Origin of the sequence: Streptomyces sp. NPDC042638 (assembly GCF_040647235.1) — a bacterium.
In the GTDB taxonomy this organism is placed as follows: Bacteria; Actinomycetota; Actinomycetes; order Streptomycetales; family Streptomycetaceae; genus Streptomyces; species Streptomyces rameus.
The window spans coordinates 1-21,280 of sequence record NZ_JBEZBT010000071.1 but is presented as its reverse complement, the minus strand read 5'-3'; the positions used below and the strand labels follow the sequence as shown (position 1 = coordinate 21,280).

The window sequence follows — 21,280 nt, the reverse complement described above, 5'->3', positions numbered from 1 at the left end:
TGGAGATTTGGAGATACATGAACGCGCGACCGGCACCAGAGTTTCCCTCCTGGCCGCAGTACGACGACGCCGAGCGCACCGGCCTGATCCGGGCCCTGGAGCAGGGTCAGTGGTGGCGCATGGGCGGGTCGGAGGTGGACTCCTTCGAGAGCGAGTTCGCCGACTTCCATGGTGCCCCGCATGCTTTGGCCGTCACCAACGGCACCCACGCCCTGGAGCTGGCGCTGCAGTGTCTGGGTGTCGGTCCGGGCACGGAGGTCATCGTGCCGGCCTTCACCTTCATCTCCTCGTCCCAGGCCGCTCAGCGGCTCGGCGCGGTCGCCGTCCCCGTCGACGTCGATCTCGACACGTACAACATCGACGTGGCTGCCGCGGCGTCCGCCGTCACCCCTCGCACCAGGGTGATCATGCCCGTGCACATGGCGGGGCTGATCGCTGACATGGACGCGCTCGACAAGCTTTCCGCGGACACCGGCGTGCCCCTGCTGCAGGACGCTGCCCACGCGCACGGTGCCCGCTGGCAGGGGAAGCGGGTGGGCGAGCTGGGTACGGTCGCCGCGTTCAGCTTCCAGAACGGCAAGCTGATGACCGCCGGCGAGGGTGGTGCACTGCTTTTCCCCGACGAGGAGACGTACGAGGCCGCCTTCCTGCGGCACAGCTGTGGCCGGCCCCGCACCGACCGCCGTTACATGCACCAGACCGCCGGCACCAACATGCGGCTCAACGAATTCTCCGCGTCCGTGCTCCGCGCCCAGCTGAGCCGCCTCGACGCCCAGCTCACGCTGCGCGAACAGCGCTGGACACTGCTGTCCCGGCTGCTCGGCGAGATCGACGGCGTCGTACCCCAGGGGGGCGATGCGCGCGCCGACCGGAACTCCCACTACATGGCCATGTTCCGGATTCCCGGCATCTCCGAGGAGGGCCGCAACGCCCTCGTCGACACGTTCGTCGGGGCCGGGCTGCCTGCCTTCGCCGCCTTCCGGGCGGTCTACCGCACCGACGCGTTCTGGGAGACGGCCGCGCCCGACACCACCGTCGACAGGCTCGCCGCAAGCTGCCCTCACACGGAGGCGATCAGCACCGACTGCATCTGGCTGCACCACCGGGTGCTGCTCGCCTCCGAGGAAGCCCTCCACACCACGGCCGAGATCATCGCCGACGCGGTGGCCGCACGATGAAGGTCCGCGCCGCCGTCGTCGGGCTCGGCTGGGCGGGCCGCGAGCTGTGGCTCAGACTGCTGAGCGAGCACAAGGACTTCGAGGTGGTCGCCGCCGTCGACCCCGACCCGGCCTCCCGGGCAGCCGCCGTGGCGATGGGCCTGCCCGCCCACACCACCATCGACGCTCTCACCCCCCGCACGGTCGACATCGCCTTCGTCGCGGTACCCAACCATCTGCACGCGGAGGTAGCGGCCGCCCTGCTCCGCCGCAGGATCTCCGTCTTCCTGGAGAAGCCGGTCTGCCTGACCACCGCCGAGGCCGACGCCCTCGCCGCGGCCGAACAGTACGGCGGGACACTGCTCGCCGGCAGCGCCGCCGCCCACCGCGGCGACGTCCAACTGCTTGCCGGGCTGCTGCCCCAGGTTGGCCGGATCCGCCATGTCACCCTGGCCTGGGTCAGGGCGCGCGGCGTGCCGGCGCCCGGCGGCTGGTTCACCCAGCGCAGCAAGTCCGGTGGCGGTGTACTCGTCGACCTCGGCTGGCACCTGCTCGACGTCCTCACCTACCTCCTCGGCCCCGCCCCCGTCACCCAGGTGATCGGCTCGGTCTCCGACGACTTCGTCAGCAGCAGTGCCTGGTCCGCTACCTGGCGCGAGGACCAGCCCACCGACGTCCCGGCCGGCAACGTCGAGGACACCGCCCGAGGCTTCCTGCTCCGCGAGGACGGCATCTCGGTCTCGCTACGAGCCAGCTGGGCTTCGCACGAGGCGCTGGACGCCTCCGTCATCACCGTCGAGGGCAGCAAGGGAACGGCACGGCTGCACTGCACCTTCGGCTTCAGTCCCAACCGGGCCCCGGAACGGGTGCTGACCCTCACCCGGGAAGGCGTCACACAGCAGATCCCGCTGCCCGCCGAGCCGATCGGCAGCGAGTACGGACGCCAGCTCGACGGCCTCGCCGGGCTCCTGGCCGACCCAGGCCGACGCGGCGTGGCCGTCGCCCAGGCCCGTAACACCGTCCAGCTGGTCGAAAGCTTCTACGCATCGGCCCGGGCCGCTCGACCTGCGGACCACGCGCCCCAGTTCACCCCCCACAAGGAGGTGAGGACCGCATGACCACAGGGTCGGAACACCACGCGGCAACGACCTCCGAACAGCACGCCCCAGTCTCCAGACAAGCAGTCATCTTCGATCTCGACGGAGTCGTCGTCGACAGCTTCGCGGTGATGGGCGAGGCCTTCTCCCTCGCCTACGCCGAGGTCGTCGGCCCGGGCGAGGCGCCCTTCGAGGAGTACCAGCGCCATCAGGGCCGCTACTTTCCCGACATCATGCGGATCATGGGCCTTCCGCTGGAGATGGAGGAGCCCTTCGTCCGTGAGAGCTACCGGCTCGCCCAGCACGTTCAGGTGTACGACGGTGTCGCCGATGTGCTGAGGATGCTGAACGAGCGCGGCCTTCGGCTGGCCATCGCCACCGGCAAGGCAGGCGAGCGCGCCCGGTCCCTGCTCGACGTCCTCGGCCTGCTTCCGCACTTCGCCCACGTCATCGGCTCCGACGAGGTGCCCCGGCCCAAGCCCGCCCCCGACATCGTCAGACGCGCGCTCGAACTCCTCGACGTTCCCGCAGACCAGGCCATCATGATCGGCGACGCCCCCACCGACCTGGCCAGCGCCCACGGCGCCGACGTCACCGCCGCAGCCGCACTGTGGGGCTGCCACGACGAGACCGGACTGCTCGCCGCCGGCCCTGACATCGTCCTGCAACGGCCCGCCGACCTGCTCGCCCTCTGCCCGGCCGTCCCCGGCCACTGAGACGGAATGACAGCCTCACCGCCGTCGTGGCATCTGGGCATCGACATAGGGGGCACAAAGGTCGTCCTGCGCGCCGAGTCAGCGGACGGCCGTACCGAGGAGCACATGTTCTCCTGGCCGCACCACGAAGACGGACCGGACAGCGACCTTGCCCTGCTGTCGGACGGCATCACCACCCTGGCGGCCCGCACAGGCGATGGTTTCCAAGCTGCCGGGGTCGCCGTCCCCGCCACGGTCGGCCCGGACGAGCAGGTCACCTCCTGGCCCAGCCGACCGTCGTGGACCGGCCTCGCCCTGGGCCCCGCGCTACGCGCCCTCGTGCCCGGAGCGGCCGTCGCATGGGCGGACGACGGCGACGTGGCCGCCCTCGCCGAGGCCGCAGCGGCCGACTGCGCCGATCTGCTCTACGTCGGTGTCGGTACCGGCATCGGCGGCGGCCTGGTCCTGGGGGGCCGCCTGTGCCCCGGCCCGGGCCGCGGCTCCTTCGAACTGGGCCATCTGGTCGTCGAGTTGGGCGGCCCCGTGTGTGTCTGCGGCCGCCAGGGCTGCCTCCAGGCGATAGCTTCGGGGCCGGCCACTCTGGCCCGGGCCGGCGAGCTCCACGGCGATCCGGTCACCTACGAAGAGCTGCGCGAAGCGCTCCGTACCGCCCGCCCGTGGGCTACAGCCGCGATCGACGACACCTGCCGGGCCCTGGCCACTGCCATCATGGGGGTCACCGAACTGCTCCACCCCAGCCTCGCTGTGATCGGAGGCGGATTCGCGGCAGGCATCGACAACCTGGTCGACCGCACAGCAACCCACCTGGCATCCCTCTCGCGTCCAGGCCGCCCTGCCCCACCGGTCGCTCCGGCGCGCCTTGGCGGCCTTTCCTCCCTCCAGGGCGCGGTCCTCCTTGCCCGAGCCGTCACCGACGGAGCCGTACCGCTGCTGTAGGTCGCCCTGCTTCCGGCTCTGCGGAGGCACCCACGGCGTCGCAGCCGTTCACGGAGCCGAACCGAATGAACTCTGCCCCGATGGACCGCCGAGGCTCATAGGGGGCTAAAAAGGCGTTGGGGAAAGGTGTATGTATTCATTAAGTATTCAAGGAGTTTGTGCGTAAAGTGAAGCATACGAGCAAGGCATACTCATCCACCGCGAAGCTCCGATGGCTCACCGATGAGCAGCACCGCATCTGGCGCTCCTATGTCCACGCGGCCATGCTCCTCGAGGACCACATGGACCGCCAACTGCAGCGTACGGTGAATATGCCTCACAGCTATTACAGGCTCCTGGTGAACCTCGCAGAGTCCCCTCACCAGCGGCTGCAGATGACGGAGCTGGCGATGCACGCGAAGATCACCAGGCCCCGGCTCTCACACGCCGTCGCACGTTTGGAGAGGAACGGCCTGGTACGGCGCGAGGAAGCTCCCTCCGGCAAGCGCGGCAAGTTCACGGTGCTCACAGAGGAGGGCCTTGAGGTCCTCAGGCGGACCGCTCCGGGCTATGCGACAGTAGTGCAGCATGCCCTGTTCGACCGGCTCACCCCCCAGCAGCAGGAGTCCCTCGGCGCGATCATGCAGATCGTCACCGATGGACTCCAGACGGACAAAGCGGGTGCCGACCTTCCCTGGCTGCGCTAGAAGTGCTGCGTGGGTGTGTCAACTCGACCGCTCTGTCTCGGAGTCGGAGCTCGTGTTGCTCGGCCTTGAGGTTGCCGGGCCTGGTCGGGAGCGCCACAGCCATCACTCCAGCTCAGCCATCCGAAGCGAAACAGGGCAGCTGGTGGCAGCCGGTCAGGTCGTGGCCGGCCGGACCGTGATCGGGCCGGTCGTCGGGTCAGGATCGGGAGGACTCGTCGTACCGGTGGAAGCCGTGGCCCGTCTTGCGGCCCAGTCTGCCCTCCCGGACCATCCGGGTGAGCAAAGGGGGCAGCTCGGGGACCAGGTCCTCGGAGTTCTCCGCCATCGAGCGGGCCACGTCGGTGATCGTGTCGATCCCGATCAGATCGAGCAGCGCGAGCGGACCCATCGGATGTCCGCAGCCCAGCACCATGCCCCGGTCGATGTCGTCAGCGTCGGCGATGCCCTGGTCGTACATCCTGACCGCCGCCATCAGATACGGCACGAGCAGGGCGTTGACCACGAACCCGCTTCGGTCCGCGGCGCGGATCACCTCCTTGCCGAGGGTGTCCCTGGCGAAGGACTCGGCCGACGCGGCGCACTGTTGCGAGGTGCGGTCCGTCACCACCACCTCGACCAGGGGCATCAGCGGTACGGGATTGAAGAAGTGCATTCCCACCACGGACTCGGCTCTACCGGTGGCCTCCGCCAGATCGCCGACCAGCAGGCTGGAGGTCGTCGAGGCCAGGACGGCCGCAGGGTCGGCCAGCACCCCGTCCACCGCCTTGAACACCCGTCGTTTCACATCGAGTCTCTCGGTCACGGCCTCCACGACGAACTGCCGGTCCGCGAGGTTCTCGACATCGGCGGTGACCCGCAACCGGGCCATGGCCGCCGCCTGTTCCGGCACCGTCATCCGGCCCTTGGTCACCGCGCGGGCGAACGAGGCCGTCAGCCGTCCGACCGCGTCCTCGATCCGGTGCGGGGAGGAGACCAGGACCGTCACCTCCACCCCGGCGCGCAGGCTCACCTCGGCAATGCCGGCGCCCATCGTCCCGCCACCGATCACGCCCAGTCGTTCCACCGTCGTACTCATCGAGTCCCGCCCTCGGTCACGGTCCAGCGCAGCAGGGCGGCACCGGCCGCCATACCCGCGCCGAAGCCCGCCAGGAGCACCAGATCGCCGTCCTGTAGCACGCCGGAACGGTTGGCCGCGTCAAGTGCGACCGGCACCGAGGCGGAACCGAGGTTGCCGCTGTGACGCAACGGCAGATGGGTGGCTGCCCGCTCCAGACCACTGACCTCGGCCAGCTCCGCCACCAGCCGGCCATTGGCCTGGTGCGGCACGAAGTGCCGCACGTCGGCCGGTTCGTAGCCGGAGCGCTTGAGCAGCCCGGCGATGAGGCCGGGGACGTTGTCCAGAACGAAGTCGCGCACCCCCCGGCCTTGCATGCTCAGCAAATGGCCGCCGTCCGCGACCGTCTCGACGGAGGCGGGACGGCGGCTGCCCCCGGCCGGCATGCTGATCAGCTCGTGGGCCTCGGCCCGGCTCACCAACTCAACCTTGAGCAGGCCGCGTTCCGGATCGCCGGGCGCATGCGGCACGGAGGCGATCACCGCGGCCCCGGCTCCGTCCCCGAACAGCACACTGGTCGCCCGGTTGTCGAAGTCGATGAACCGGGTCCACACGTCGGTGCCGATGACCAGGACCTTCGTCGTCGGGTCCAGCGCCACGTACGCCTGGGCGATGGACAGCGCGGTGACGAACCCGGTGCAGGCGATGTTGACGTCGAAACAGGCGGCCCGGTGGGCGCCGAGTGCCAGTTGCACCAGTGACGCGGTGGAGGGGATCGGGGCGTCACCGGTCGTCGTGGCGACGATGATGAAGTCGATGCCGTCCGCGTCCAGTCCGGCCTGGTCCAAGGCGGCGCGCGCGGCGTGGACGGCGAGGTCGGACGCTGCCTCGTCCGGTGCCGCGTACCGCCGTTCGACGATGGCGGTCCGGTCGGCGATCCACTCGGCGGAGGCACCGGGTACCCGGGCCTCGATCTCCTCGTTGGTCACCACCCGTGCGGGCAGGTAGGAGCCGGTCCCCAGCACGGATGTGACGTACGCCTGTTCCCTTTCCATGGTCAGGCCGCTCGCACGCTGTCGTGCGCGTACGCGCGCATCAGGGTCAGTCGGTCCTCGCCGATCCGGGCGCGCCGCTCGGGGTCGGTCACCCCCAGGCCCGGACGGTCGGCCAGGCAGAGCACGCCCACCTTGCCGATGTGCTGGTTGAGCTGCACCAGCCGGGTCGCCGCGCCGGCCTCCTCCAGCGTGAACAGCGAGGTCAGTGCGGGCACCAGCGATCCCTGGTCGAACAGTCGTGCGGTGTCGACCTGTTCCTGGAGGTTCGCCACGTGGCTGCCGATGATGCGCTTGAGCCGCATCCACAGATAGCGGTTGTCGAACCGGTGCTCGTAGCCGGTGCTCGAACCGCAGGTCACCACGGTGCCTCCGCGCCGCGCGAGGAACACCGAGATACCGAAGGTGGATTTGCCCACGTGGTCGAAGACGATGTGCGGATCCTCGCCCACGCCGTCACGGATGAGCCGGCCCAGCCGCTTTCCCTGCGCCACCGCGACCGCCGGCTCGTCGCCGGCGTCACTGCCGAAGCCGTACTCCTCACGGTTGATCACCAGGTCACAGCCGAGGGCGCGCGCCGCTCGCGCCTTGTCCTCGGAGCCGACGACTCCGACAGCGATGCCGCCGCCGTTCTTCACCAACTGAACGGCGTAGGCTCCCAGTCCGCCGGACGCGCCCCAGATCAAGACCACGTCCCCCTGCTTCATCCGTGCGCCGCGGTCGCTGACCAGCATCCGGTACGCGGTTCCGGCACAGGCCGGGACCGAGGCGGCCTCCTCCCAGGTCAGGTGTGCCGGCTTGGGGATCAACTGGCTGGCCCGGGCGATGGTGTAGTGGGCGAGGCCGCCGTAGTTGGTCTCGAAGCCCCAGGCGAGCTGGTTCTCGCTGAGCATCCCGTCGGCCTGGACGGACGCCTCCTGGTCGTCGACACAGGCCGCGTTGACCAGCACGTGGTCACCGACCCGCCAGCGCCGCACGCCGGAACCGGCGCGGACGATCACTCCGGCGGCGTCCGAGCCGAGGACGTGGAAGGGCTGGTCATGCCGCTTCGCCCAGCCGCCCTGACGCCCGTAGGCCTGGAGGAAGCCGAAGGTCGACAACGGTTCGAAGGTCGCTGACCAGACCGTGTTGTAGTTGATGGCGCTGGCCATGACGGCTATCAGCACCTCGTCGGGCGCGAGTTCCGGCATCGGCACCGTGCCCACGTGGAGGGTCTTGCGCACGTCGCGGTCGCCTTCGATCCCCTCGAAGGTCTTCTCGTCCTCGATCCGCAGGTGCGCGGCGAGGAACTCCGCCGGTACTTCCGCGGCGGCCAGTTCCTGCGGACCGGCACCGGCACGTACTGCATCGGAGAGTGACATCATCGGGCTCCTCGTCAAGCCGTGTGAGGCTGGTGAAACGATCGGTTTTTCTGTGTCGGGCTCGGCCCTCACCCCGCGTACAGGACCCATTTGCTGCCGTCTACGGGCGTCGAGGGGCGGCGCGCTCGTCGCGGGCTCCCAGGTACCCGGAGTGCCCCGCGTCGTCGGCGGCCTCGAACGTGGCGCCGGGGATCGTGCCGGCGAGCTCGCGGCCGTACACGGGCGGGGCGACCAGGTCTTGAGCGAAGGAGACCACGCGGCACGGCACAGTGATGTCCGCTCCGGCGGCGCGCCGGTCCGGCGTCGGCTTGGTCATCGGACCGCGCCGGTCACGTGCAGTAGGGCTCGGGCCGCCAGGCGGTAGCCGAACGCGCCGAGGCCTACCACGACGCCGGAGGCCAGCGGGGCGATGATCGATTCGTGCCGGAACTGCTCCCGCGCCCACACGTTGCTGAGGTGAACCTCGATCCACGGGTGCTCGTAGCTCGCGAGCGCGTCCCGCAGGCTCCAGCCGGCGATCATCAGGGCGCCAGGGTTGACCACGGCGCCGACACTGTCGGGCCCGTGCTCGTGAACAGCGCTCACCAGATCGCCCTCCGAGTCCCGCTGGAGGGACAGGACCTTCCAGCCCTGCCCGCTCACCTCGTTGGCGACCGCCTGCTCGATGTCGGCCAGGGTGTCGGTGCCGTAGATCTCGGGCTCGCGGCGGCCCAGGATGCCGAGGTTGGGACCGTTCAGTAGGAGCATCGTGCTCATGTGTCACCTCACCGTTCAAAGGTCCGAACCGCATCCGGTCCGTGGTCCGGGGCCCCATCGGGGGCGGCTGTCAGGGTGTCCGTTCCGAGCATGGTCCCGGCGGTCTCCGCGACGTGGGCCGTCGCGTACCGCAGGATGGGCGGCGCCATCAGGGGCGTCACGATGGCAACCAGAACGACGATCGTGTACGTCTCGGTGTTCAGGACGCCGAGACGAAGGCCCTGTCGTGACCACGATCACCTGGACGACACTCCGCGAGTCCATGCCGGCGCCGAGGGCCGGCGCCTCCCACCGGTTGAGCCTGATCAAGGGTCGGATTGGTCTGCAGGCCTGGGGGCCTCTCCTGTGACCTCCGGGCGAGAAGGAGCGGCGCGGTGTCCGGTGCGTGCTTTCGCCGTGCGCCGCCGAGGTCTCGGAGCGGTGCGTTCGGTGAGTCGGGGATTCCTCGCACGCACTTGAGGCAGCGGCGAAGCGTGTCAGGTGCCGCGACGTCGCGGAGGTCTTTCAGAACGGCCCCAGCCGCCGGGCCACCAGGCCGATGACCTCGGCTATGCGGTCCACGAGGAAGAAGTGGCCGCCCCGGAAGACCTCCGTTTCACACGCCCCGGTGGTGTGCTCGGCCCATGCCTCGGCCTCATCAAGGGAGACCCGGGGGTCGCTGTCTCCGGTGAGCACGGTCACCGGGCAGTCGAGGCGTCGGCCGGGCTCGTGCCGGTACCGTTCAATGGCGGTGTAGTCGCTGCGGATGGCCGGCAGGATCATCGCCAGCACCTCCGGGTCGCCGAGCAGCATCTCGTTGGTTCCGCTGAGCTTCCTGAGCTCGGCCACGAATTCAGCGTCGGTCGCCGCATGCACCCGCTCGTCGCGATAGCGGGACGGCGCCCGCCGACCGGACGCGAACAGCCGTACCGGCGCGGGCAGCCCGGCGTCCTGCATGCGCAGCGCCACCTCGTACGCGAGGACAGCGCCCATGCTGTGGCCGAACAGGGCCAGTGGCTTGTCGTCCAGGTGCCGCAGCGCGGCGAAGATCTGGTCCGCGAACTCGGGGACGTTGTCGATCCTCGGTTCGTGGAGCCGGGTCTGCCGACCTGGGTACTGGAGGGCCAACACCTCCACGGTCGGGTGCAGAGCCTTGGACACCGGGAAGAAGAAGCTTGCAGAGCCGCCCGCGTACGGAAGGCACGCAAGCCGCACATTGCTCTGCGGCGCGGGGTGCGAGACACTCACCCATTTCTCGAACTGCGCCGTTGCTTGATGCATGCCGGACGAGCTCCTCGTGGTTGGTGAGGGAATACCGGAAGCCTAGGTTCGTGCGGGTGGGACCGCGTATCCCCAGATCTGATAGTCCCAAGCCCTCGAGCGGCCCGAGCGCCGGTACGGATTGTTAGTCTTGCGCCGTTCCGATTCGGGCAGTTGTGCCTGCGCCAGCCACCCTGCGACGAGGGGTTTCCCGTGCCCGAGACGTCACCGCACAAGCAGCCCGCCAGCGCGAGCCCCGAGACGGATGTGGACGTGATCGTCGTCGGCAATGGCCCGGTCGGGGCCACTCTCGGGATCCTGCTGGCACAGCGCGGCCGAAAGACCATCGTCCTGGAACGGCGCCGACGCCCCTACACCCTGCCCAGGGCGACCAGCTTCGACGGCGAGACGGCACGGCTGCTCGCCGGCTGCGGGACGGGCCCGAGCCTCGGCCGGATCGCCGAGCCCGCCACCGGTTACCAGTGGCATTCCGCCGACGGTGAGGTCCTCCTCGACATCGCCTTTCGCACAGAAGGCCCGTACGGGTGGCCTGACGCCAGTACCATGCACCAGCCCGCCCTCGAGGAAGTGCTGGCCTCGCGGGCAGCCGGGCTGCCCGGAGTGACTGTGCTGCAGGGCCGCCAGGTGGTGGGAATCGAGGAGCAGGACGACCGGGTCGTGGTGACGGCCGAGGACGAGGACGGCGCAGCCCATACGTGCACCGCGAGGTGGGTGGTGGGCTGTGACGGTGCCAACAGCTTCGTCCGGGACCATCTGGATGTGCCGGTCACCGATCTCGGCTTCTCCTACGAGTGGCTGCTGTGCGATGTGCAGCTGCACGAGCCGGGCCAGTTCGTCCCCACCAACGTCCAGATCTGTGACCCTGCCAGGCCCACCACCCTGGTCGGCAGCGGTCCGGGGCATCGGCGCTGGGAGTTCATGCGGCTGCCCGGCGAGCGTGCCGCGGACCTGAACCGGGAGGAGACTGCCTGGCGGCTTCTCGCTCCGTACGGGGTGACCCCCGACACGGCGACGCTGCTGCGCAGCACCACGTACATCTTCCAGTCCCGCTGGGCCGAGCAGTGGCGGGTCGGTCGGGTACTGCTGGCCGGGGACGCGGCCCATCTGATGCCGCCGTTCGCCGGGCAGGGCATGTGCTCAGGCATCCGCGACGTCGTCAACCTGGTGTGGAAGCTGGACCTGGTAGTGGGCGGCCTCGCCCCGGAGTCGCTTCTCGACACCTACACAGAGGAACGCCGCGCGCAGGTACACAAGTCGATTCTGTCCTCGGTCCAGCTGGGCCGGGTGATCTGCGTGACGGACCCCGTGGCTGCGGCCGAGCGCGATTCCACGATCCTGGCGGGCCGCCGCGGCCGCGGTCCGGCGGTCCCGGACCCGGCGTTGCCCCTCACGGAGGGGCTCCTTCACCGGAGAGTGGACGGGTCGCCCATGTCCCCGGCGGGCGAGGTCGTCCCCCAGGGCCAGATACACGGCCTCGGAGGCACGGGCCTTTTCGATGATGTGGTCGGCCGCGGCTTCGTTCTGATGCTGGCGGAGGGCGCGGACGCCGACCTCGACGCGGAACAGTCGGCATTCCTCACGGAACTGGGTACGCACGTGGTGACGCTGCTCCCCGAGGACGGGACGCCGAAGGACATGTCGGTGGCCGACGTGGGCGGCGTCTACCGCACTTTCCTGGCCCGCCACGGGGCCGACGCGGTATTGATCCGTCCGGACTACCACGTGTATGGGGCGGCCTCAGGCCTTGGAGCAGCGGCGGCGCTGGTGGACGACCTGCGGGCCCGCCTATGCCCCAGCCGTAGTTCGTGATCTCGATGGTGAGGGGCGCCGAGGCAACAGCCGGACAGCGCCGGCCATCTGGCCGAGATCGCCCACGCCGTCGGCTCCTTCTTCTACCCGAGTTCACCGCGACGGAGCGCGTCCCTCATCTCGCTGAGCTTCGCGGCCGTCGCCGGGGTCTGCTCCTGTGGTTGTTCAGCGAGTCGGAGGGCATCGTCGATCTCGCTGAGCTTCGCCGAGGACAGGACGGCCGCCCGCTCGATGAGGCCATCCCGTGACACAGTGGTCAGCCACGTGCAAGGGATGAAGCCCGGACGCCTGAAGGCGAACCGCAGCACGCCCTCGAAGGGCAGCCCTTCCATGGCGCCAACTCGCACTTCGACGCCCAAACCGCTCATGTCGACGCCCGCCGGCGCGACGACCTGCATCGCCCGGATCCCGGACGCGTCGTCTCCCGACAGCAGTACGAACAGTCGCCGCTCGTCGCCCTCCACCCACCAGACCTCGCCACGTTGCACATGTCCTCCTGACACGGGACGGCAGGCGAACCTGCGCGGCCCTGACGCACTGTGGAGACGGGTGCGGCCACCGTTGATCATCGGTGTGTGAAGACAAACGATCACGCGGTGGCCCCAGGTCACACAGTACCCAACTGTCTTTCTGATTCCACCCTGACCTCAGCCGGTGACGAGCGCGGTGAAGCGGTCGACGTCGATGTTGCCGCCGGACGCGATGATGCCGATCCGGCGCGGGAGGTTCCCGACGCGTCCGGCCAGGAGCGCGGCCAGCGGCGTGGCGCCGCTGGGTTCCAGGACGGTCTTCAGGCGTTCGAAGGCGAACCGCATGGCGGTCACGATCTCGGCGTCGCTGACGAGGGCGATGGAGTCGACCAGGCGCTGGTTGACAGGGAAGGTGATCTCACCGGGGGTGTCCAGGGCCTGCCCGTCGGCGATGGTGCGTGGGACCGGGATGGTGACGCGTGCGCCGCCTTCCAGGGATCGCTTGGTGTCGTCACCCGCCTCGGGCTCGACGCCGATGACGCGGATGCCGGGGTGCAGTGCCGTGGCCGCGGTGGCGCTTCCGGCGATGAGGCCGCCGCCGCCCACGGGCACCAGCAGCGCGTCCAACGGCCCCGTCTCCTCGAGGAGTTCCAGGGCGGCGGTGCCCTGGCCGGCGATGACGTGCGGATGGTCGTAGGGCGGGATCAGGGCCAGGCCGCGGTCCGCGGCCAGGGCGTGGCCGAGTGCGGTGCGGTCCTGGGTGTAGCGGTCGTAGGTGACGATCTCCGCCCCGTAACCGGCCGTCGCCTCCATCTTGGAGCGGGGAGCGTCCTGCGGCATGAGGATGACGGCAGTGGTGCCCAGTTCGCGGGCGGCCAGCGCGGTGGCCTGGGCGTGGTTGCCGGAGGAGTAGGCGGCGATCCCCTTGGCCAGCTGATCCGGGGGGAGTTGGGCGGCGGCGTTGTAGGCGCCGCGGAACTTGAAGGCCCCCATCCGCTGGAAGTTCTCGGCCTTGATGAACACCTCGGCCCCGACGCGCAGGTTCAGGGTGCGGGAGGTGAGGACGGGAGTGCGGTGGACGATGCCTTCGAGGCGGGCGGCGGCCTCGCGGACGTCGGCGAAGGAAACGGGCGGTTCGGCGGCCATGGGCTGTCCTGTCCTTCGGGTGATGGGTCGGGTGCCGGTGGTGGCGGGCCTGGCGGGTCTGGCGGGTCTGGCGGGCAGACGGTCACCAGCCGCTGACCCGCGGCCAGTAAGCCTGGACGCGGGGCACGGCTGCCGGGCCGCGGGCGCCGTCGATGATGTGGTAGCCGTGGTGCTGGGCGGCGGTGGCGCAGGCGTGGTTGGGCAGCACCCGCAGCCGGGTGCCGATGGGCAGTTCGGGCAGGTCGGCGCCGTTCCGGGCGGTGAGGGTGCCGTGTTCCTGGCTGGCGGCGGTCATGACCAGGTTCGGGATCAGGGCACCGGAGAGGTCGGCGACCAGGCCATAGCCCTGGTCCTGCGCCTGCGCGGCGGTGCCGCGGTCGCGGGACATGGCCATCCAGCCGCCGTCGGTGACGATCCACCCGTACTCGGGACGGTGGCCGATCACCGTGACCACGACCGACAGGGCGAGGTCGTCCAGGTCGCAGACACCGAGGCCGGCCATCACCAGGTCGAAGAAGACGTAGTTGCCCGCGCGGAGTTCGGTGACTCCGGTGAGGTCGTCGGCGGCGTGGGCGGTGGGCGTGGAGCCCACGCTGACCGTGGCCACGGTCAGGCCGGCCGCGCGGAGCCGCTCGGCCGCGGCGACCGCGGCGTCGCGCTCGTTGCGCGCCGCCGCGCGCTGTTCCTCGGTGGTGTGGCAGAAGTAGGACTCACCGGCGTGGGTCAGCACGCCGTCCAGGCAACCGGCGTCGTCGAGGGCGCGGCCGATCCCGGTGAGCCCGGGGGCGTCGGGTCTGAGGCCGCCACGGTGTCCGTCGCAGTCGATCTCGATCTGGGCGGGAACGGTGACGCCGGCCGCACGTGCGGCCGATGCGACGAACATCGCCTGCTCGGTGCTGTCCAGCAGGACGCGCAGGGTGACACCGCGGCGCAACAGGGCGATCACCCGCGGGAGTTTGCGCGGTTCGATGCCGACGGCGTAGGTGATGTCGCGGTGACCCGCGTCGGCGAACGCCTCGGCCTCGGCCAGGGTGGAGACGGTGACGGGACCGGGAGCGCAGTCGTGCAGGAGGGCGGCGGCGTCCGGGCTCTTGGCCGTCTTCACATGGGGGCGCAGGGCGACCCCGAGGCGCTCCGCCCGCGCCCGCAGCCGCTCGATGTTGCGCCGTGTCCGGTGCACGTCGACGACGGCGAAGGGAGTGTCGAGGTCGGCCAGGGTGCGGGCAGTGGGGGAGGAGGCGGCGGGGGACGAGGGGGCGGGAGAGGAGGCGGCAGAGGTGGGGGCGGTGCCCATGAGCAGGTGACCCTTCACTTCGCGTAGTTGTAGACCGTCGCCCGGGACACGCCGAGCAGGTCCGCGATGGTCTGCGCGGCGTCGCGCGAGTCGAAGTAGCCGTCCCGTTGCAGCTGTCGTACGAGTGCCCTCTTGTCCTCGCGGCTCAGCGAGCGGGGGGTTGCGGCGCGCTGGGCGGCCCGGGTCTCGACCGTTTCGCGCAGCTCGCGCGCGGCGCGGTCCCGCAGGGTCTCCAGGGGCTGGTCGCGGTGTTCGGTGTCCGTCGCCACGAGGTTGGACAGGGTGAGCGTCACCGGAGACAGGACGGACACGTCGAGGTTCAGGCACAGTGCCGCGACGTACTCCCCGGCGGCGTTCTTGATGCCGATGGACGTGCTCTTCGCCGGGCGGCCGTCGGGGAACCGGTTGGGGTAGTTCTGGATGACGCTCGGATACTCCGGGTCGGCGATGCGCGCCAGCCCCAACTCCGTCGCGGAGTCACCGACCTGACGACCCGACAGGTTGTTCTCGATCGCGCGGATCGCGTGGTCCGGGTTCCGCAGGTCGTGCAGCACCACCTCGCACAGGCCGGGGAACATGCGGCCCAGCGCGACAGCGATCTTCTCGGCCTCCCGGACGAGGTGCTCGTCCGCACCGTCCACGCCGTGGTCCATGACGCCCTTCCCGTAGCCGTTCCGGCAGCCGCCCCATGGACGGGCTGTCCAGATCTGGAATTGAAGTCTAAGTCGCCTGAGGGGCGCTGTCCAGCAACGGACTGTCCGCGGGGCCGACCGCTCGTCGGCCGGCGGCTCCCTCCATCAACTACCGTCAGTGCGAGCACGTTTCGCAGACGGTACGTTCCTTCGAGGGGGACACATGGTCGACCGGTCCGGCGCAGGGCACTCGTTGTGGCTGCGCAGTTTCCACGAGGCGAAGCCGGGCATGCCGCGGCTGCTCTGCCTGCCGCACGCCGGCGGCTCCGCGGGCTTCTTCTTCGCCTTCTCCCAGGCGCTGTCGCCGGCGGTGGACGTGCGCGTGGTGCAGTATCCCGGCCGTCAGGACCGTATCGCGGAAACCCCGGCGGCCTCCGTGCAGGAACTCGCGCAGGGGGTGTTCAGCGCGCTGGACGAACGGGACGAGACGCCCCTGGCCCTGTTCGGGCACAGCATGGGTGCCGTGGTCGGCTTCGAACTGGCCCGGCTCCTGGAGGCCGCCGGACGGCCCCCCGCGGTGGTCTTCCTCTCCGGCCGGCGGGGCCCGTCCATCGAGCGGATCGAGACCGTCCACCAGGGCGACGACGCACGCCTGATCGAGGAGGTCACCAAGCTCGACGGCACCGACTCCGCCCTGCTCCAGGACGAGGACCTGCTGCAGCTGATCCTGCCCGCACTGCGGGCCGACTACCGCGCGGTGGAGACCTACCGGCGAACCCCCGGGCCCCGGCTGCGCAGCCCCTTCGTCGTCATGACGGGCGACGCCGACCCCCGGGTGACCCCCGACGAGGCCCGGACCTGGTTCCAGGAGACGGACGGTCCGTCCGAGCTCCACGAGTACCCCGGGGGCCACTTCTACCTGACGGAGCAGCAACAAGCGGTGCTGGACCGCATCCAGGCCACGCTACGACGGCTCGGTCCCGGCGGCGGAGCGGCGGCCTGAGCCTGCCGCGCGCGCTCGGTTCGGGGGTGCCGACGGGCCCGGCGGTGTGACGCGGCGGCACCGGTGGACCGGTGCCGCCCCGGCGGTGTGCGTCAGCCGAGAACCCGGGCGGACTCGATGACGACGGACTCGGTGGGGACGTCCTGGTGGCCGTGGCGGCTGCCCGTCTTGATGCTCTTGATGGAGTCCACGACATCCTGGCCCTCGGTCACACGGCCGAACACGGCGTAGCCCCAGCCGTTCGGGTTCTTCCCCGAGAAGTTCAGGAAGGCGTTGTCCGAAACATTGATGAAGAACTGCGCGGTGGCGGAGTGCGGGTCGCCCGTCCGTGCCATCGCCACGGTGTAGTTGTTGTTCTTCAGCCCGTTGTCGGCCTCATTCTGGATGGGGGCCTGGGTGGGCTTCTGGTCCATGTCCGGGGTGAAACCGCCGCCCTGGATCATAAAGCCGTTAATTACCCGGTGGAAAATCGTGCCGTCGTAGTGGCCGCTGCGCACGTACGACAGGAAGTTCTCGACGGTCTTCGGCGCCTCGGCGTCGTTGAGTTCCAGCACGATCCGACCGAAGTTGGTGTTCAGCTCGACTGTCGACATCCAGATCTCCTTGTTCTGGTGGGACGTGCCCACGCTACGGTACGGCCCTCGCGGCCGTTCTCCGGTGCGGCCGAGGACCACGGCGATCCGACGGCTCGAGCGCACCATGGAATATACGACCACAGGGGGCACACCCGAGGCCGCGGCGCCCTGGTGTTCGAACGGCCATCCGGGTCATGACCGACTCACGGAACCGGCTCGCCGACGCTTATCGACGGCATTCCGGGACGGCCGGAGCGCCGCCTCGGTCCGCTTGTTCGGCCTGTTCCCCTTCGATACCGACAAGCCCGCCGACCCGCCCCCGGGCGGCCGACCGTGCGCCGCTCGTCGGAACTCGTCGGAACTCGTCGGCTCAGTCGGCTGAGCCGTCAGCACGTCCGGGACGCGTCGCCCGGCACCGGCGGGAGCGCCAGGTGCGCGAGGTCGGCCGGCGGCGGTGTGGTCACCGGCCACAGCGGAGCGGCGTCCCCGTCGGCGAGCGCGGCCGGTGCGTCGGTGAGGTGCATACGCTCCCGCAGCCGCCCGTAGAAGTCCGTAGGACCGAGCCTGACCGCCTTCAGCCGGCGTGGGGCCGCGTACACCCCGATCCAGTCGCCGGGGCTCAGCACGCCGCGCAACTGACCGTCGATGCTGACCGCGGCCTGGCCCGACCCCTGGAGCACCCGCAGCGCGACGGGCTCGTCCGGCGCGGCCACCACCGAGCGGTTGAAGACCATGTGCGGCGCGACCGGCGTGAACACCAGGCCCTCCGCGCGGGGCGAGACCACCGGGCCGCCCGCGGCGAAGCTGTACGCCGTGGACCCCGTGGGCGTGGCCACCAGCAGGGCGTCGGCCGAGTAGCAGGCCAGCAGCCGGCCCGCCAGGTACACCGCGACCGACACCTGCCGGTCCCGGGACAGCTTCTCCACGACCACGTCGTTCAGCGCGGTGACGTCCAGCGCGACTCCCCAGTCACTGCCCGCCGTGCAGTCCGAACGCACCCGGGGCGGCGGCAGCATCGGCCCGCGGCCGTACCGCAGCAGCGCCTCCATCTGCGTGGGCACCTCCAGCCGGCACGACGCCCGCAGGGTGAGGAGCATCCGGCTCTCGATGTTGATCCGCTCCTCCCGTACGGCGTCCAGCGCCTCGCGCACCGCGGGGGCGGGGACCTCCGTGAGGAAGCCGACCCGGCCGAGGTCGACGCCGAGCACCAGGGCGTCGTTCTCTGCCGCCAGCCGGGCGCCGCGCAGGAACGTGCCGTCGCCGCCCAGGGTGACGATGAGGTCCGGGTCGCCCGCGCTGTCGACCTCCTCGCGGGCGCTGTGCCGCGCGCCCTCCTGCCACACGTCGATGTCCGCGCAGCGCACCCCGTGCTCGGCACACCACGCGCGCACGGTCCGCGCGGCGGCCACCGCCTCGGCGCGCCCGCCGTGCACGACCAGGCCGACACGGTTCACGGTCATACGCGTACACCCTCCTCCCAGTCTGCTCCTGCCGAGCGCCATCCTCGCCGCGGACGGCACCGGCCCCGCGCACGCCACGCCGCCGGGGCTGCCCGTCACGACGCCGAGTGCCCTGAAGCCGACCGTCATGCGGGTGCGGGTGCGGGTGCGGGTGGGGGCGGGGCGCGGGGCGAGGCCGACGGCTCCTGCCAGCAGGGCGTTCGGGAGGCGTTCCGTTCGCGGTCCCGGCGGGTCACCCCAGGCCGTCGTCCCCCGCGAGGAACGGATCCAGCAGGGACAGCAGCGCCTGCGGGCGGTCCAGCGGGATGATGTGGCCGCAGTCCGGGATGACTCGGCCCGTCAACCGGTCGGCGTGGGGGCGTACTTGCTGTTCCAGGGACCGCCCCACCGGGTGGGCCCCGATGGTGAGGGCGGGCACGGTGAGGCGGCCGCCGGCCACGGCCTCCCTGATCTGCCGGGCGCCGGCGGTCAGGGCCCGGTACGGCCCGAACGCGGCGCGCAGTGCCTCGCCACCGGTGTAGGCGCGGACGAACTCCGCGCGGACGTCCGGCCGCACACCCCGGCCGAGTGTGCCGCGGTCCAGGAACCAGCCGATGTACGCCTCCTCGTGCCCCGTGAGCACGGCCTCCGCGAGGCCGGGCTCGGCATGGAAGCCGAACCACCACGGCGCGCCCGCCGACAGGAACTCCTCGGCTCCCGGGAGGTCGCCCAGCAGCGACTCCATCAGCACCAGCCGCCGTACCAGCGCTGGCCGCCGCATCGCCAGCAGGAACGCCGGCGGTGCCCCGAGGTCGATGCCGATCACGGCGGCCGGACCGGCGTCGAGCGCCTCCAGCAGGGCCGCCGCGTCGGCGGCGAGCGTCCCGGCGTCGTACCCGCCCGCCGGCCGGTCGCTGTCGCCGAACCCGCGCAGGTCGGGCGCGATCACCCGGTGCCGGCGGGCCAGCGGGCCGATGACTTCGGTCCACAGCCACCAGGTGTGCGGGAAGCCGTGCAGCAGCAGCACGGCCGGCCCCGCACCGGCCGTGGCGACATTGAGCCCGATGCCGTTGACGGCGACGCGGCGCAGCCGCACACCGGGGACGGAGGTGACAGTCATGAGCGATCCCTCGGGTAACCAATGGTGACAAGGGAACGGTAGGTAATTATGGTCGGAGTCAACAGACCGCACTTTCATGTCAGTTGGTGAGCCTCAGGTGACCTCCCAGGCCAAGGACGCGCCCGCCGTGCGCGGCGACCTGTTCGATCCCGCCTGCCCGACGCGGCGATTGCTGGACCGGATCGGTACCAAATGGACGTCGATGGTGGTGAAGGTGCTGGCGGAGGCGGCCCCGGGGGAGGTGCGCTTCGCCGAGCTGCTGCGCCGCATGCCGGGCGTCTCGCAGAAGATGCTGTCGGTGACCCTGCGGAACCTGGCGCGGGACGGCCTCGTCGCACGCAGGGTGGAGCCCTCCGTGCCGCCCGGCGTGCACTACCGGCTGACCGAACTCGGCCTGTCGCTCGAGACGGTTCTCGCTTCCGTCCGCAATTGGGCCGAGGAGCACATGGCCGAGGTCGACCGGGCGAACGAGCTGGCCGACGAGCCGGACCGGTGGCCGCGGGACAAGTGAGCGGTGCCCGTGACCGCCCCGGTGTGATCTCTCTCCTTGTGGCGGTCGCGCCGCTCCTGAGAGCTTCCCTCTCGAACGATTTTCCGAGGAACTGTTATCGGCGCCGCACCGAGCGGTCTCCCAGACACAGGTAACGGACAGCATCGTTCGGCGTCGACGACAGGGAAGCTCTGATGAGGACACAGCACACGGTGGAGCCGGCGGCACTGGTGAACGCCGCCCGAGCGGGAGACCCGGCGGCCCAGGACGCCCTGGTCAGCGCCTACCTCCCGCTGGTGTACAACATCGTGGGGCGGGCCCTGAACGGTTCGGTCGACGTCGACGACGTGGTCCAGGAGACCATGCTCCGGGCGCTCGGCTCGCTCGGCGACCTGCGTGCCCCGGAGAGCTTCCGTTCCTGGCTCGTGGCCATCGCGATGAACCGGGTGCGGGCTCACTGGCAGGACCGGCAGCTCGCCCCGGACGCCGTCGACGAGGCCGCCGATGTCGCCGATCCGGGCGCCGACTTCGTGGATCTGACCATCGTCCGGCTGCAGCTGTCCGGCCAGCGCCAGGAGACCGCGCGCGCCACCCGCTGGCTGGAACCGGACGACCGGGAGGTGCTGTCGCTGTGGTGGCTGGAGTGCGCCGGTGAGCTGACCCGGGCCGAGGTCGCCACGGCCCTGGGGGTGTCACCGCAGCACACCGCGGTACGGGTGCAGCGGATGAAGGCGCGGCTGGAGGCGGCCCGGGTGGTGGTACGGGCGCTGGACACGCGGCCCGCCTGCGACGCACTGCGCGGGTTGCTGGTCTCGTGGGACGGCCTGCCCTCCGCCCTCTGGCGCAAGCGGATAGCCCGGCACGCCCGCGACTGCGTGCGCTGCGGCGGTCTGTGGAGCGGTCTGCTGCCGGCGGAGGGTCTGCTGGCCGGGCTGGCGCTGGTAGGGGTGTCCTCGGCACTGGTCGCGGCCACCGGGTCCGCAGTGGCCGGCATGGGCGGCATGACCACGGCCGGCTCGGCCGCCCCGCTCCTCCCGGGCCCCGGAACCCTCCACCCGGCCCCGGCCACGGGCGCCGCCGGACCGGAGGCGGGCGGGGACGGCCCGGCGGCGGGCACCACCGGACCGGACGCGAGCGGGGACGGCCGGGGCGCGGGCGGCGACGGCCCGGGTGCGAAGACGGGGCAGGCCGGGCTGCGTGCCTCTCGCCGCCGTACGACCGCCCGGG

22 protein-coding genes are annotated in these 21,280 nt (G+C 70.8%); 9 read left to right on the top strand and 13 right to left on the bottom strand.

Features of this window, described 5'->3' with window-relative positions; genetic code table 11:
- Positions 1–17 precede the first annotated feature (17 nt).
- The 5 genes from rifK (at position 18) to AB0B40_RS34365 (ending at position 4,592) form a co-directional block, all read left to right on the top strand.
- Positions 18–1,178, top strand: coding sequence for a 3-amino-5-hydroxybenzoate synthase (gene rifK, locus AB0B40_RS34385; protein ID WP_345047970.1), 1,161 nt, complete (start codon positions 18–20; stop codon positions 1,176–1,178).
- Entirely contained in the window at positions 1,175–2,275 is a 1,101-nt protein-coding gene (locus AB0B40_RS34380; protein WP_362267440.1) for a Gfo/Idh/MocA family oxidoreductase, read from the top strand. The genes rifK and AB0B40_RS34380 overlap by 4 nt, the downstream gene beginning before the upstream one ends.
- Positions 2,272–2,970 (top strand): HAD-IA family hydrolase, encoded by a 699-nt coding sequence (locus tag AB0B40_RS34375; RefSeq protein ID WP_362267437.1) that lies wholly within the window; start codon positions 2,272–2,274, stop codon positions 2,968–2,970. The genes AB0B40_RS34380 and AB0B40_RS34375 overlap by 4 nt, the downstream gene beginning before the upstream one ends.
- Positions 2,971–2,976: 6 nt before the next feature.
- On the top strand, positions 2,977–3,906 hold the full coding sequence (locus AB0B40_RS34370) for an ROK family protein (RefSeq protein WP_345047974.1): 930 nt from the start codon (positions 2,977–2,979) through the stop codon (positions 3,904–3,906).
- A gap of 167 nt (positions 3,907–4,073) precedes the next feature.
- Entirely contained in the window at positions 4,074–4,592 is a 519-nt protein-coding gene (locus AB0B40_RS34365) for a MarR family transcriptional regulator (protein ID WP_345048026.1), read from the top strand.
- A gap of 196 nt (positions 4,593–4,788) precedes the next feature.
- On the opposite strand, the gene AB0B40_RS34360 is transcribed toward AB0B40_RS34365, so the two are convergent.
- The 6 genes from AB0B40_RS34360 to AB0B40_RS34335 all read right to left on the bottom strand — a co-directional run bounded on the left by AB0B40_RS34360 (position 4,789) and on the right by AB0B40_RS34335 (position 10,075).
- The gene (locus tag AB0B40_RS34360) at positions 4,789–5,667 is read right to left on the bottom strand and encodes a 3-hydroxybutyryl-CoA dehydrogenase (protein WP_345047975.1); all 879 of its coding nucleotides are present in this window, start codon (positions 5,665–5,667) and stop codon (positions 4,789–4,791) included.
- Positions 5,664–6,701, bottom strand: coding sequence for a ketoacyl-ACP synthase III (locus tag AB0B40_RS34355; protein WP_345047976.1), 1,038 nt, complete (start codon positions 6,699–6,701; stop codon positions 5,664–5,666). Before AB0B40_RS34355 ends, AB0B40_RS34360 begins: the two co-directional genes overlap by 4 nt.
- 2 nt (positions 6,702–6,703) lie before the next feature.
- A complete protein-coding gene (gene ccrA / locus AB0B40_RS34350) occupies positions 6,704–8,062 on the bottom strand; it encodes a crotonyl-CoA carboxylase/reductase (RefSeq protein WP_345047977.1) in 1,359 nt (452 codons plus the stop codon).
- A gap of 97 nt (positions 8,063–8,159) precedes the next feature.
- Positions 8,160–8,375 (bottom strand): hypothetical protein, encoded by a 216-nt coding sequence (locus AB0B40_RS34345; protein WP_345047979.1) that lies wholly within the window; start codon positions 8,373–8,375, stop codon positions 8,160–8,162.
- Positions 8,372–8,815, bottom strand: a complete 444-nt coding sequence (locus AB0B40_RS34340; protein WP_345047980.1) for a type II 3-dehydroquinate dehydratase — start codon at positions 8,813–8,815, stop codon at positions 8,372–8,374. Before AB0B40_RS34340 ends, AB0B40_RS34345 begins: the two co-directional genes overlap by 4 nt.
- Before the next feature lie 504 nt (positions 8,816–9,319).
- Entirely contained in the window at positions 9,320–10,075 is a 756-nt protein-coding gene (locus tag AB0B40_RS34335; protein ID WP_345047981.1) for an alpha/beta fold hydrolase, read from the bottom strand.
- 192 nt (positions 10,076–10,267) lie between these two features.
- On the opposite strand from AB0B40_RS34335, the gene AB0B40_RS34330 reads away from it, so the two are divergent.
- Positions 10,268–11,884, top strand: a complete 1,617-nt coding sequence (locus AB0B40_RS34330) for a bifunctional 3-(3-hydroxy-phenyl)propionate/3-hydroxycinnamic acid hydroxylase (RefSeq protein WP_345047983.1) — start codon at positions 10,268–10,270, stop codon at positions 11,882–11,884.
- Between the two features lie 83 nt (positions 11,885–11,967).
- On the opposite strand, the gene AB0B40_RS34325 is transcribed toward AB0B40_RS34330, so the two are convergent.
- The 4 genes from AB0B40_RS34325 to AB0B40_RS34310 all read right to left on the bottom strand — a co-directional run bounded on the left by AB0B40_RS34325 (position 11,968) and on the right by AB0B40_RS34310 (position 15,447).
- On the bottom strand, positions 11,968–12,372 hold the full coding sequence (locus AB0B40_RS34325) for a type II toxin-antitoxin system PemK/MazF family toxin (RefSeq protein ID WP_345047984.1): 405 nt from the start codon (positions 12,370–12,372) through the stop codon (positions 11,968–11,970).
- Between the two features lie 159 nt (positions 12,373–12,531).
- Entirely contained in the window at positions 12,532–13,500 is a 969-nt protein-coding gene (locus tag AB0B40_RS34320) for a threo-3-hydroxy-L-aspartate ammonia-lyase (RefSeq protein ID WP_362267430.1), read from the bottom strand.
- Positions 13,501–13,582: 82 nt separating this feature from the next.
- Positions 13,583–14,794: a DSD1 family PLP-dependent enzyme gene (locus tag AB0B40_RS34315; RefSeq protein ID WP_345048027.1), complete on the bottom strand. Its 1,212-nt coding sequence runs from the start codon at positions 14,792–14,794 to the stop codon at positions 13,583–13,585.
- Positions 14,795–14,808: 14 nt separating this feature from the next.
- Entirely contained in the window at positions 14,809–15,447 is a 639-nt protein-coding gene (locus AB0B40_RS34310) for a PAS domain-containing protein (RefSeq protein WP_362267427.1), read from the bottom strand.
- A 202-nt stretch (positions 15,448–15,649) separates the two neighbouring features.
- Between AB0B40_RS34310 and AB0B40_RS34305 the strand changes: the two genes are divergently transcribed.
- Positions 15,650–16,429: an alpha/beta fold hydrolase gene (locus AB0B40_RS34305; protein WP_345047988.1), complete on the top strand. Its 780-nt coding sequence runs from the start codon at positions 15,650–15,652 to the stop codon at positions 16,427–16,429.
- A gap of 92 nt (positions 16,430–16,521) precedes the next feature.
- Here AB0B40_RS34305 and AB0B40_RS34300 read toward each other — a convergent pair whose 3' ends face one another.
- The 3 genes from AB0B40_RS34300 to AB0B40_RS34290 form a co-directional block, all read right to left on the bottom strand.
- Complete coding sequence (locus AB0B40_RS34300; RefSeq protein ID WP_345047990.1) at positions 16,522–17,022, bottom strand: peptidylprolyl isomerase; 501 nt, start codon at positions 17,020–17,022, stop codon at positions 16,522–16,524.
- A gap of 368 nt (positions 17,023–17,390) precedes the next feature.
- Positions 17,391–18,464, bottom strand: a complete 1,074-nt coding sequence (locus AB0B40_RS34295) for an NAD(+)/NADH kinase (protein WP_345047991.1) — start codon at positions 18,462–18,464, stop codon at positions 17,391–17,393.
- A 232-nt stretch (positions 18,465–18,696) separates the two neighbouring features.
- A complete protein-coding gene (locus AB0B40_RS34290) occupies positions 18,697–19,563 on the bottom strand; it encodes an alpha/beta fold hydrolase (protein WP_362267423.1) in 867 nt (288 codons plus the stop codon).
- A 76-nt stretch (positions 19,564–19,639) separates the two neighbouring features.
- On the opposite strand from AB0B40_RS34290, the gene AB0B40_RS34285 reads away from it, so the two are divergent.
- Together AB0B40_RS34285 and AB0B40_RS34280 are read left to right on the top strand one after the other, a co-directional pair.
- Positions 19,640–20,074, top strand: coding sequence for a helix-turn-helix domain-containing protein (locus AB0B40_RS34285; RefSeq protein ID WP_345047993.1), 435 nt, complete (start codon positions 19,640–19,642; stop codon positions 20,072–20,074).
- Positions 20,075–20,247: 173 nt separating this feature from the next.
- Positions 20,248–21,280: sigma-70 family RNA polymerase sigma factor (locus AB0B40_RS34280; RefSeq protein WP_362267420.1), on the top strand; the 1,033-nt coding region annotated here is incomplete at its 3' end.